Origin of the sequence: Saccharicrinis sp. GN24d3, from assembly GCF_052400645.1 — a bacterium.
GTDB lineage: Bacteria > Bacteroidota > Bacteroidia > Bacteroidales > Marinilabiliaceae > Saccharicrinis.
In genome coordinates this window covers 224,153-237,225 of record NZ_JBQTGI010000007.1, presented here as the reverse complement: position 1 = coordinate 237,225, position 13,073 = coordinate 224,153, and the positions used below count along the sequence as shown (strand labels likewise).

General features: G+C 36.1%; 11 protein-coding genes. 10 read left to right on the top strand and 1 reads right to left on the bottom strand.

All coding sequences use genetic code 11. The annotated features are described in order from the left end of the window. Positions 1-10: 10 nt before the first annotated feature. The 10 genes from ACT29I_RS10580 to uvrC all read left to right on the top strand — a co-directional run bounded on the left by ACT29I_RS10580 (position 11) and on the right by uvrC (position 12,029). Positions 11-1,492 carry a lipopolysaccharide biosynthesis protein gene (locus ACT29I_RS10580; protein ID WP_444793400.1) on the top strand — a complete coding sequence of 494 codons (1,482 nt, stop codon included), beginning with the start codon at positions 11-13 and terminating at the stop codon, positions 1,490-1,492. Positions 1,493-1,505: 13 nt separating this feature from the next. Next, on the top strand, positions 1,506-1,946 hold the full coding sequence (gene dut / locus ACT29I_RS10575) for a dUTP diphosphatase (protein ID WP_430932409.1): 441 nt from the start codon (positions 1,506-1,508) through the stop codon (positions 1,944-1,946). Between the two features lie 34 nt (positions 1,947-1,980). Next, positions 1,981-3,726 carry a tetratricopeptide repeat protein gene (locus tag ACT29I_RS10570; RefSeq protein WP_444793399.1) on the top strand — a complete coding sequence of 582 codons (1,746 nt, stop codon included), beginning with the start codon at positions 1,981-1,983 and terminating at the stop codon, positions 3,724-3,726. Then, on the top strand, positions 3,713-4,546 hold the full coding sequence (locus ACT29I_RS10565; RefSeq protein ID WP_430932413.1) for a DUF4292 domain-containing protein: 834 nt from the start codon (positions 3,713-3,715) through the stop codon (positions 4,544-4,546). Before ACT29I_RS10570 ends, ACT29I_RS10565 begins: the two co-directional genes overlap by 14 nt. A 13-nt stretch (positions 4,547-4,559) precedes the next feature. Beyond that, positions 4,560-5,687: a murein hydrolase activator EnvC family protein gene (locus tag ACT29I_RS10560; RefSeq protein ID WP_430932415.1), complete on the top strand. Its 1,128-nt coding sequence runs from the start codon at positions 4,560-4,562 to the stop codon at positions 5,685-5,687. Between the two features lie 101 nt (positions 5,688-5,788). Beyond that, positions 5,789-6,181, top strand: coding sequence for an ATP-binding protein (locus tag ACT29I_RS10555; protein WP_444793398.1), 393 nt, complete (start codon positions 5,789-5,791; stop codon positions 6,179-6,181). Continuing rightward, the gene (gene ybeY, locus ACT29I_RS10550; protein ID WP_444793397.1) at positions 6,182-6,604 is read left to right on the top strand and encodes an rRNA maturation RNase YbeY; all 423 of its coding nucleotides are present in this window, start codon (positions 6,182-6,184) and stop codon (positions 6,602-6,604) included. It abuts the gene before it with no gap. A 63-nt stretch (positions 6,605-6,667) separates the two neighbouring features. Beyond that, positions 6,668-8,545 (top strand): tRNA uridine-5-carboxymethylaminomethyl(34) synthesis enzyme MnmG, encoded by a 1,878-nt coding sequence (mnmG, locus tag ACT29I_RS10545; protein WP_444793396.1) that lies wholly within the window; start codon positions 6,668-6,670, stop codon positions 8,543-8,545. 32 nt (positions 8,546-8,577) lie between these two features. Further along, positions 8,578-10,203, top strand: coding sequence for an adenine deaminase (gene ade, locus ACT29I_RS10540; protein ID WP_430932421.1), 1,626 nt, complete (start codon positions 8,578-8,580; stop codon positions 10,201-10,203). After that, positions 10,203-12,029, top strand: coding sequence for an excinuclease ABC subunit UvrC (gene uvrC, locus ACT29I_RS10535; protein ID WP_444793395.1), 1,827 nt, complete (start codon positions 10,203-10,205; stop codon positions 12,027-12,029). The genes ade and uvrC overlap by 1 nt, the downstream gene beginning before the upstream one ends. A 66-nt stretch (positions 12,030-12,095) precedes the next feature. On the opposite strand, the gene ACT29I_RS10530 is transcribed toward uvrC, so the two are convergent. Further along, positions 12,096-13,070 (bottom strand): lipoate--protein ligase family protein, encoded by a 975-nt coding sequence (locus ACT29I_RS10530; protein WP_444793394.1) that lies wholly within the window; start codon positions 13,068-13,070, stop codon positions 12,096-12,098. Between the last annotated feature and the right edge of the window lie 3 nt (positions 13,071-13,073).

Sequence of the window (13,073 nt, the reverse complement as noted above, 5' to 3'; positions counted from 1 at the left end):
TCCGAAAAATTTGGGAAAGTTTAAATCACTGGCCGGCGATACGGTTATTTATGGAGGTAGTACCATATTAGTGCGTTTACTAAATTGGTTATTGATGCCATATTATATTCGTACTATGGACGGTGTGCAATATGGTATAGTTACCCAAATGTATGGGTATATCGCAATTTTGCTGGTAATTTTAACGTATGGTTTTGAAACCAGTTTTTTCCGTTTTGCCAAAAGTAAAAATTATTCCGGTGTTTTTACTACGGCGATCAGCAGTGTTACGTCAACTAGTCTGCTTTTCCTGCTTATCGTATGGATATTTAAAGATAATTTTAGTGTTTGGTTTAATAATGGTGTGCCAAGTCAGTTAGTGGTTATTGTGGCATTAATCGTTATTATAGATGCTATATCTGCTCTTATTTTCGCTAAAATACGGTACGAAGGTAAAAGTGTACGCTTTGGTCTTTTAAAACTGTTAAATGTCATTATACTTATCTCTTTTAACCTTTATTTTTTGTATTGGTGTCCGCAAAACTACGGTTCCAATTATTTTAGGTTAATTGATTGGTATGCACTTGCGGATAATCAAGCACTTTACGTACTATTGTCTAATTTAATCGCTTCATTTTCTATTTTGGTAATCCTTCTACCGGATGTTTTTAAAAGTCTGGGTAAATTTGATTATCATTTACTATGGAATATGTACAAATATTCATTTCCTATTTTAATAGTAGGAATAACAGGAATGATCAATATTCAAATAGATAAAATTTTAATTCCTGAACTCATTGGTGGAGATGAAGGTTTGAGACAATTAGCTATTTATGGTGCCAATTTTAAAATTGGGGTTTTAATGGCCATGTTTACGCAATCGTTTCGATTGGCTTTTGAACCCTTTTTTTTTAAAAATCATGCGGAGAACAAAAGCCCTAAAATGTATGCCACCATTTTAAAGTTTTTTACGTTGTTCGGTCTACTTATTTTCCTTGGCGTTACGTTTTTTATGGATATCATAAACGTGGTTTTAACCGAAGAATATAAGCAGGGAAATGTTGTAATACCTATTGTTTTGATAGCACAACTTTTAAGCGGTGTTTATTTTACTTTGTCAGTATGGTATAAAGTAACAGACAAAACTGTTTACGGTGCTTATATGGGTATTGTTGGAAGCATCATCACCATAACGTTAAATTTGGTTTTAATACCATTAATAGGGTATGTTGGTGCAGCCATTGGTGGTCTTGTTTGTTTCGCTGTAATGGTTGGTCTAAGCATTTTCTGGGGTAATAGAAATTCTGATATTCGTTACGATTGGTTAACCATAATTCATTATGTGGTTGTGGTAGCTATCATTTATGTTTTAGGAGTATACTTGATCCCGGTACTAAGTGGTTATATCACAAAACCTTTCGGGTTATGGTACGATATTTCAAACTATGTAACGCGGATTGGCTTAATAATTGTATTTTTAGGGCTTGTTTATTTTAAAGAGTTTAAAAAGTAGCTGGTATAAGATTATGGCATTAAAAGTTAAATTAATAAATAAAAGCACAAACGAACTTCCTGCGCACGCAACGGAACTATCAGCCGGTGTTGATTTAAGAGCAAATTTAAAGGACGATATTATTCTAAAACCATTACAGCGTGTTTTAGTGCCCACTGGTTTGTTTATTGAATTGCCCGAAGGATATGAAGCACAAATTAGGCCACGTAGTGGATTGGCTTATAAGTATGGAATATCGGTTTTAAACAGCCCGGGTACAATTGATGCAGATTACAGAGGTGAGATAAAAGTGATTCTGGTGAACCTGTCAAACGATGATTTTGTGGTAAAAAATGGTGAAAGAATTTGCCAGATGGTGGTGGCGAAGCATGAATCTGTTAAGTTTGTTTTGGTGGATGAACTGGAGCAGTCGGTGCGGGGTGCTGGTGGCTTTGGCCATACCGGCAAAAAATAGAAGTATTATTTATTCGGAAATAGAGTTTAATTAGATGAGAAATTTATACTTGCTTTTGGTTCTGATTATCGGTATAGTTGGATGTAAAAGTGTAAAAGAAGCGGGCACGGTAGAACTGGTTACAAGCACCAAAGGGTCTGTGCTAAGTGGGCAAAACAAACGGAAATTCGATTATTTCTTTTACGAGGGTCAGCGACTGAAGATGAATGGGGATCTGAATAAGGCAAAAAACTATTTTGTGGAATGTTTAAAAATTGATTCGCTCAGTGCAACCTGTTATTTTGAATTGGCCAATATTGCCATTGCTGCCAAAAATTACAAGGCGGCTCAGGATCTTTTAAGCAATTCTGTACGACTATCGCCTAACAATAAATGGTATCAAATATTATTGGGCGATTTGTATCAACAGAATAAAGAAATCCCGAAAGCGATTGCAACGTACGAAAAGCTGGTGGAGAGATTCCCTGATAGTGATGAATTTACCTATATATTGGCGCAGCTGTATCAAAATAATAAACAGTTTCAAAACGCCATTGATGCCTACAACAAACTGCAAAATAGTATTGGCATTAACGAAGCAATATCTACGGAGAAGGAAAAGATTTATCTGGAGATGGGCAAAGAGGGTATGGCTTTAAAAGAAATTAATAGGTTGATAGACGAAAATCCTTATGAACCAAGATATTATGGTTTTCTCGGTGATTTATACATGTATAACAAAAACTACTCAAAAGCGGAGCAAAGTTATAACAAAATATTAGAGGTCGATGCGGGTAATGGTATGGGATTCTTTTCTCTGGCGAATGTTAAATTACAACAGGCGGATACGATTTCTTTTTTTAATTATTTTGGAAAAGCCTTAGAAGATGAAGATTTGGCCCTGGAAGTTAAGTTTCAGCAATTGTTGCCATTGTTAATGGGGAAGGATTTTAAAGAATACAACGATACTACGGTGGTTATAGGTCTGTTTAATAAGCTTACCGATGTGCATAACGATGATGCCAGAAGTTATATTTACTATGCCAATTATCTGCAAAACAACAATAAGAAGAAGGCCGCATTAGTTGAATATAAAAAAGCGTTAAGTATTGATAAAAGTAATCCTTCGGTCTGGCAGGACATGTTTTTCTTGGAAATAGATCTGGCTAAGTTTGACGATTTATATGAAGATGCGAGGGAAGTATTAGTTATATTCCCGGAGGTACCTTTGTTTAATCTTTTTTACGCTATGGGCGCTATGCAGAAAGAAGAATATCAGAATGCAAGGGAAAAACTGTTAAACGGATTAAAGTTTGTCGGAGAAAATGCTGCTTTAAAAGGACAGTTCCATGCTTATCTTGGGGATGTAGAACATAGTTTGGGTAAACCGAATGAAGCTTTTAAGCACTACGAAAACGCGCTTAAAATTGATGAAAATAATGTGGTTGTTTTAAATAATTACAGTTATTATTTATCGGTTGAGAATAAAGAATTGGAAAAGGCCGAGAAAATGATTTCCAGGTGTATTGAGCTCGAATCGGGTAATGCTACGTACCTGGATACTTATGCGTGGGTGTTGTTTAAAAGAGGTAGATTTTTCGAAGCTAAATATATCATTGAAAGAGCTATGGATAATGGGGGTGATAGTAGTGAGGTGATTGTAGAACATTATGGCGATATTTTATTCATGAATAATAAAGTAAATGAAGCTATTGTTCAATGGAAAAAGTCGCTAGAGATGGGAAATAAGTCTGAAGTGTTAAAAAGGAAGATTGAGTTAAAGGAATATGTGGAGGAATAGGATTTTAGGTATTGTTGTAGGTATTATTTTCATTACTAGTTGTAAAACTACGGAGAAGATAACCGTGGGAGAGGTTTCGAATATTACGGATGCGAAGTTACGTAATCAACTGAAAGATAATCAGCTATATTTTGATAAATTATATTTGAAAAAGGTACAGTTCAGTTACAATGACGGTAACAATAAGAAATCTTTCAAGGGTAGTTTTGTTATTCAAAAGGATAGTCAGATTATTGTCTCGATATACGCTTTAATGGGTATTGAATTGGTTAGAGCAAAACTTACAAAGTCTGAAGTAATTATTTTAGACAAACATAATAAAGTGGCTTTATTAACCGGATATAATTATTTTAACGAAAAATACGGTCTCGATCTGGATTTTAATGCGCTGCAAGCCATTTTAAGCAATTCTTTGTTTTTGTATCCAAGTGAGGAGGATTATTTTGATGGTCTTAAAAAATATAAACATCATGTAAACGACAAATATTATTCTTTTAAGTCGTTAAAAGACAAAAAACTGGGAAGATTAAGCAGAAGAAGTAAAAATAATATTATTGTCCACGAAATAGATATCTATCCCGAGTTATATCGGATTTTTAGCGTATTTATCAAGGATTTTGCATCAAATCAATCTGTTAATGTGGATTATAAATATTTTAAAACTTTCGATAATATATTGTTTCCTGAAAAAATTGAGATAAAAGCTGTGCAAGGCGCTCAGTTTTTTCATGTTGATTTAAAAGTAAATTATTTAGAAATAAACGATGGTGGTAGCCTTCATTTCAAAATACCTGCGAGTTATCAATCAAAAGAGTTGTAAAATTACGCTGCTGTTGTTCGTATTTACTGCTTGTGTTTGTGCGCAAAATAATAATATTGAATCTCTTAAAAACCAAAGGGAGCAGTATGAAAAGGATATCAGTAATGCCAAAAATTTATTGATAAAGAAGGGAAATACACGTAAAAGTTATTTGAGTGAACTAAAGTTGGTTAATGCGCAAATCAATGCGCAAAACGAGGTTATTACGTCCTACCGGAAGGAGATAGACGCGATAAATGAGCAGATAGCAATAAACAGGGAGGTAGTTCATTCATTGGAACAGGAAATAGAAAGCTTAAGAAACGGTTATAAAAAATTGATATTGGCGGCACACAAGCAACTTGGTTCTAATTATAACGAGTTCATGTTGGTTTTCAGTGCAAAATCTTTTTCAGAGGCATACAGAAGGTTTCATCTTATGAAGCAATATGCGTCCTACCGTAAAAAACAAGGTCTGGCTTTATTGGATACTAAATCGAAGCACGATAGCATTGTTAAACAAAATGAATTAATTCTGGAACAGAAACAAAGGAGCTATACCGCATTGGTAAATGAGATGGAAAACTTGAAAATTACTGTTTCAAAAAAAGAAGAATATATAGCAGATTTAAAAAAAGATGAAAATTGGTTACGTCGCGAAATTGAAACAAAACAAAAAGCAGCCGATAAATTGCAGGCAAGTATCGAAAAATTAATTCGAGAAGCCTCGTCGGTTTCAAATTATGCTTTTTCAAATTTTAAAAGTGCCAAGGGCAAATTAAGGTGGCCTGTGTTACACGGAATTGTCACAAGCCGATTTGGTGAACATAATCACGCCGTTTTAAAGGGAGTAAAAGTAAAGAACAATGGTATTGATATTACAGCCTCAAAAGAAAACAGTGTTAAAAGCGTTTACGAGGGCACTGTAAGCCGCGTTATTGCTATCCCAGGGTATAATAAAGCGGTGATTATACGCCATGGTAAATATCTCACGGTTTATGCCAATTTGGCAAAGGTAGATGTAAAAAATGGACAAGTTGTTAAAAGTAATGAAAGCATCGGTCAAATTTTTGCGGATACTAATGATAAGAATGGTATATTACATTTTGAGATATGGGAGGAGAGTAAAAAAATCAATCCCTTGGAATGGTTGCAGAAATAGAACTTTATTATTAAAGTAAAAATATTTACATTTGAGTAACTATTTGTGTAATTTATAGTATAAAGTAAATGTAAATTACTAAGAGATAAATGGATTTAACTGTGGAAAAAGTCGTTATAAGTTCTGACATCAAAAATATTAGTTTGATCGAAAAATTGGTCGATGATATTTCAAGTCAATACGATATACAGTCGGATGTATACGGAAAGTTGTTACTGGCTGTTGTTGAAGGTGTTAACAATGCAATTGTTCACGGCAACAAGCTGGATTCGTCTAAAAACGTAGAATTGGAGTATCAGATATCGGACAAGGATATACAGGTTGTTATAAGGGATGAAGGAAATGGATTTGATTACACGAAAGTTCCGGATCCGACTTTACCTGAAAATGTCGAGAAAACACATGGAAGGGGAATTTTTTTAATGAACCACTTAGCTGATGAGATTGACTTCGAAGACGACGGAAGTAAGGTTAAGTTAACCTTTAATTTGTAAGTGATTACTTTCGACTATGAAGATGTATCCGAGTTGTGTTTGGATACGGAGATATTAACAAAATGGATTAACGCTATCATTAAAAAATATAGGGGTATCTCCAAGGAGATATCTTTTCTTTTTTGCTCTGACGAATATATTTTAAAAGTGAATCGTGAATACTTGAATCACGATTATTATACCGATATTATCACATTCGATTATTGCGAGGGCAATGTAATTAGTGGCGATATTTTAATTAGCATAGATACGGTACGTTCAAATGCTACCGACTACAATACTACTTTCACAAAAGAATTGAACCGTGTGATCATTCACGGAATACTTCATTTACTGGGTTTTAAGGATAATACACCCGAGCGAGATGCCGAAATGCATAAACTGGAGGACAAGGCATTAGAACTTCTTGAAACAATTTTATAATTTTGCTGTTTTTTTAGTGTAAATTCTTGGATGCATGTACCTTTGCATCTTTATTAAATAGATATGGATTTTAATTACGATATAATTGTAGTCGGGGCCGGACATGCCGGTAGTGAGGCTGCCGCTGCTGCTGCCAATTTAGGTTCTAAAACATTGTTAATAACAATGGATATGAACAAGATAGCCCAAATGAGCTGTAATCCTGCTATTGGCGGAATTGCCAAAGGACAAATTGTGCGCGAAATTGATGCTTTGGGTGGTTATGCGGGGATAGTTACCGATAGGTCGTCGATTCAATTCAGATTATTAAATAGGTCGAAGGGACCTGCCATGTGGAGCCCGAGAGCGCAATGTGATAGAATGGTTTTTTCTGCGCAATGGCGTTCTATTTTAGAACAAACGGATAATCTTTCTTTTTGGCAGGATACGGTGGTAGATGTTAATTTCGATGGTAATCGTGTTAAATCTGTAATAACCAAATTGGGTGTAGAGTTTACGTGTAAGTCATTAATTCTTACCAACGGTACCTTTTTGAATGGACTCATGCATATTGGACAGGTGCAAATGGAAGGAGGAAGAATTAGCGAACCCAGTTCTTATGGCTTGACAAAAAAAATGAGTGATTTCGGTTTTGTTACGGATAGGATGAAAACCGGTACGCCGGTAAGAATAGATGGAAGAACCATTGATTTTTCAAAGTGTGAGGAGCAAGGGGGGGACGAAACATTTTATAAATTTTCATATCTACCGGAGGAAAAATCAAAGCTGAAGCAAAAAAGTTGCTGGCTTACCTACACCAATGAAGTCGTACATGATGAATTAAGATCTGGTTTGGATAAATCTCCTTTGTACGACGGTACCATTCAAAGTATTGGCCCTCGTTATTGCCCAAGTATAGAAACCAAGATTGTTACTTTTGCCGATAAAGATAAACACCAATTACATCTTGAACCTGAAGGGGAAACCACAATCGAATATTATTTGAATGGATTCAGTAGCTCATTGCCGCTAGAGGTTCAATTAGATGCGATGAAGAATATACCCGGATTGGAAAACGCGAAAATATTCCGTCCCGGATATGCCATTGAATATGATTTTTTTGACCCTACCCAATTGAAGCACACTCTTGAAACAAAACTCGTATCCAATCTGTATTTTGCCGGGCAAATTAATGGTACAACGGGATATGAAGAAGCGGGAGCACAAGGACTGATGGCAGGTATAAACGCACATCTTAAGTTAAATAATAAAGATGAGTTTGTGTTGGGTAGAGACGAGGCTTACATAGGTGTTTTAATTGATGACCTAGTAACAAAGGGAGTTGATGAGCCATACCGTATGTTTACTTCGAGAGCGGAATATAGAATTTTATTAAGACAGGATGATGCGGACATACGATTGACGAAAAAGAGTTTTGATATTGGGCTAGCCCAAAAATATAGAGTCGATTTGTTGGAAGAAAAACTTAAGTGTAGAAATTCGATCATTGACTTTGTGGAAAAGTTTAGTATCAAACCTATGTTCATAAATGGATATTTGGAATCTGTAGGTACATCCGTTCTAAAACAAGCGGTCAAATTAAAGGATATACTCCTTCGTCCGCAAGTTAAAATATTCGAACTTATAGAGGCAATAGAACCGTTCAAAAAGCATTGTGAGGATATTCCTGAAACCAGGCGAGAGGAAATCATAGAGTCTGCAGAAATATTTATTAAGTATCAGGGGTATATTAATCGTGAAAAATTAATGGCAGATAAATTATCCAGATTAGAAAATTTGGATATACAAGGCAGGTTCGAGTATGAAAAGCTAAAAAGTATCTCGACTGAAGCACGCCAAAAACTATCAAAAATAGATCCAAAAACAATAGGACAGGCTAGCAGGATTTCAGGTGTAAGCCCGAGTGATATCAATGTCCTTTTAGTTTTAATGGGGAGGTAACATTGTTCCACGTGGAACAAAAATATTAAAATATGCACTTGAAAGGTAGGATCGTAGATATAATAAATAGAGAAATATTTAATGGGATAATCACACTAAAAAATGGTCAGGTTGAAAACATCGAAAAGGTAGGAGAGGAATTTAGTCAATATATATTGCCAGGACTAGTGGATAGTCATGTGCATATTGAAAGTTCGATGCTGACGCCGAGCCAATTTTCGAAGTTGGTTGTTCCACGTGGAACGGTGGCGGTGGTATCGGATCCACACGAAATTGCCAACGTAATGGGGGTAAAAGGCGTGGATTATATGATCCGGGATTCCAACAATACGCCTTTAAAATGTTTCTTTGGAGCGCCTTCGTGCGTACCCGCCACATCGTTTGAAACCAGCGGAGCAGCCATCGGATCGGACGAAGTTGAGGGGTTGTTGCAACGGGAGGATATCTGGTTTCTTTCGGAAATGATGAATTTCCCTGGTGTGATTTATAAAGACCAAGAGGTGTGGAACAAGATAGATGCGGCACATAAATACCGAAAGAAAATAGATGGTCATGCACCCGGACTGATGGGCGAGGATCTGAAAAAATATACGGATGCTGGTATTACTTCCGACCATGAATGTGTGTCCGTGGAAGAGGCCATTCAAAAGATAGACCAAGGAGTAACCGTTCAAATTAGGGAAGGAAGTGCCGCAAAAAACTTTCATGTGCTGGCTCCACTTTTTAAAAGCCATCCCGATCATATCATGCTCTGTACCGACGATTCCCATCCCGATGAACTCATCCATAAAGGGCATATCGATAAGATTATTCGCCTGGGTATATCGCTGGGTATTGATATTTTTGACTTATTACGGGCTGCCATATTAAAACCGGTGGAGCACTATAATTTACCGGTCGGTTTGTTACGTGAAGGTGATCCTGCGGATTTGATCGTGGTGGATAACTTATCTGATTTTAAGGTGCAGGAAACTTATATAAACGGAAAACAGGTGTATGCAAACGAGCAATTGTTGTTCGATGTTCCTGCTTCAAAAGCTATCAATAACTTTAATATTTCGCCAATATCAGTGAACGAGATTAAGGTGGAATATAAAAAAGATTGTAATATTCGGGTCATAAAAGCGATGGACGGAGACCTGTTTACGGATGAACTGATATGGACTCCGACCAATACATCAGGTTATATTGAATCCGATATAGATGAAGATATACTTAAAATTGTGGTATTAAATCGCTATAAAGCTGCACCGCCTGTTGTTGGATTCATTAAAAACATAGGTCTAAAAAAAGGTGCCATAGCTTGCAGCGTGGCTCATGATAGTCATAATTTAATTGCTGTTGGTATATCAGACAAGGATATTGTAAATGCGCTGAACGAAATTATCGCTCACAAAGGAGGAATGGGGTATGCTTTAAACGAAGAAAAGGATTGTCTGCCTTTGGAAGTAGCAGGATTAATGACAGGCAAATCGGGTAGGGAAGTGGCCGAGAAATATCAAAGTTTAAATACCAAAGCCCAAAAAATGGGTTCTACTTTGGGCGCACCATTTATGACTTTATCGTTTATGAGTCTATTGGTGATACCAAAAATTAAGATTGGGGATAAGGGATTGTTTGATGTAAATACCTTTTCTTTTACTAATTTATATGCCTAATGGATAAATCTATTAATCCAAAAATAGAGTTCATCAAAGAAAAAATTGCGGTTTTACCTTCCAACCCCGGCGTATACCAATACTATAATAAGGAGGGTAAAATTATCTATGTAGGTAAAGCCAAGAACTTAAAAAAAAGGGTTTCGTCTTATTTTGTGGGCAAACCTGACAATGGTAAGACTGCCCTTTTAATAAGAAATATTGCCAACATTGAGCATATTGTGGTCAATTCGGAGGAGGATGCTTTACTGCTCGAAAATAACCTTATTAAAAAATATCAGCCCAGGTATAATGTACTTTTAAAAGATGATAAATCCTTTCCTTGGATTGTGGTGAAGAACGAACCCTATCCCCGTGTATTCTCCACAAGGCATATAATCAAGGATGGGAGCCTCTATTTTGGTCCATATACGTCCGTTGGTATGGTTCGTACCTTACTCGACCTTTTTAAATCTACTTATCCTTTACGCAACTGTAAGCTTAATTTAGCCCCGGAAAAAATTTCTGAAGGTAAATACAAGGTATGTCTCGAATATCATTTGGGCAATTGTAAAGGACCATGTGTGGGAGAATATAAGGAAGAGAAATACAGGGAAAATATTGAGGCAATAAAAAATATATTGCGTGGAAATATAAATTCTGTGATTAGATACCTAAAGGAATTGATGCTTCAATTTGCAGCGGAATTTAAGTTTGAGGAAGCGGAAGAGGTTAAACAAAAAATAAAACAGTTAGATACCTATCAGAGTAAATCAACAGTAGTAAGTTCCAGTATCAATAATGTAGATGTTTATTCCATTATTGAAGATGAAGAATCGGGCTATGTTAATTTCCTGAAAGTGGTAAATGGTGCCATTATTCAAGCGCATACCATTGAACTGAAAAAGAAATTAAATGAGTCAATACCCGAACTTCTGTCCCTGGCCATAACAGAAATAAGGGAAAGATTGCATAGTACATCGCGTGAAATTATTGTTCCAATCAAACCCGATACTGTGTTCGAGACAGTAAAATTCATCATACCTCAAAAAGGAGAGAAGAAGAAGTTGTTGGAACTGTCTGAAAGAAACGTAAAGTACTATCGCCTAGAAAAACTCAAACAGCAGTCCATACGAAAAAAAGAAACTCGTGAGGATCGCATCCTGAACACCATGCAAAAGGATTTAAGGTTAAAGGAACAGCCAAAGCATATTGAGTGTTTCGATAACTCCAATATTCAAGGAAACTTTCCTGTGGCGGCCTGTGTGGTTTTTAAAAATTCCAAGCCGAGCAAAAAGGACTATCGCCATTATAACGTAAAAACAGTCGTTGGCCCCGATGATTTTGCCAGTATGGAGGAGATTATCGAACGTAGATATACACGTTTAATTAATGAAAACGAATCCTTGCCAAACCTGGTAATCATCGATGGGGGTAAAGGGCAGCTGGGAGCAGCCATGAAGATTCTACGTAGACTCGAAATAGACGATAAAGTGGCCGTAATAGGTATTGCAAAACGGTTGGAAGAGATATTTTTTCCCGGTGATCCGGTACCTTTGTATCTCGATAAAAACTCGGAAACCTTAAAAATAATTCAACATGCCCGTAACGAAGCGCACCGCTTTGGTATTACGTTTCACCGTAATCAGCGCTCCAGGGACTTTGTAAAGTCTGAGTTGGATCATATCAAAGGGATAGGGGCGAAAACCGCTCAAAAACTGCTGTCAGAGTTTAAATCGGTGGAGCAAATTAAAAAACTGAATCTGGAAGAAATTGAACAATCCATTGGCAAAGCAAAAGCCAAAGTTGTTTGGGAGTATTTTACCGCTCGGACCGAACAACCATAATACTCACCAGTTGAATATTTACATCTTATAAATGTTCAACTGGCAAATTAACGTTGGTTTATTGGTTTAAAACAACGCCTCAATTAATTCTTGCTGCCTTAGCTCTTGCCAATTCTTAAATACCTCATTGGTATTAGTGGTAATGTGGCTTATTTCATGTATACAATTAGCAAGAGAATTCTTGAGCTGTTTTACTTTATCCAAATCAATTGCATTGGTTCTAATAGCTACTTCTGTTATGTTGCCCTTGTTAACATGAAGTATAATCTCGAACCGTTTGCCCGATTCAGACTTCAACCGTTTTTTAAGCTCAAATTTTGGACTATAGCCAAAGTTCCATTCCCAGGTGTTAAACTTAGTTTCTACTAACTCATTTATCTTTTCATTATCTCTTTCTGTCAGTGTATAGGCATCGCAATTGTAATTTTGGATTATATATTCCGATAGTTCCCGGACAAATACATCTACATCTTTTGGTTGACCTAAATGATCATGAATATTGGTTACTTTACTTCTGACCGATTTAACGGCTTTATCTTTAAATTTTAGTGGATCGTTTTTTAATGATTGTGTAAGGGAACCTAGTTGACTGTTGAATAAAAGTGTACCATGGTGCATAACCTTGTTTTTAAAAACATGGCAAGCATTACCACTAATTTTACAACCTTCAATTAAAATATCGTTTCTTCCACCAAAGTGTGCATCTACGCCAATTGATTTTAAAAACTCAACAATTGGTGTGGTGTATTTTTTAAAGTTGACCAACTCTCCTTTTACGCCGGATGTAATAAAACAAAAATTGATATTTCCGGGATCATGAAAAACGGTTCCACCTCCACTTAATCTTCTGACCACCGGAATTTCATTTTCAGTAACGAACTTAAAATTAACTTCGGCAAGCGCGTTTTGATGTTTTCCTACGATAATGGATTTTGAATTTATGTAAAGGAAAAAAATGTCTTCACTAAAATTTTTAAGCAAATATTCTTCTGTGGCTAAATTTTGAAAAGGATCGGTTTTTTGACTCAATATTATGCGCATATA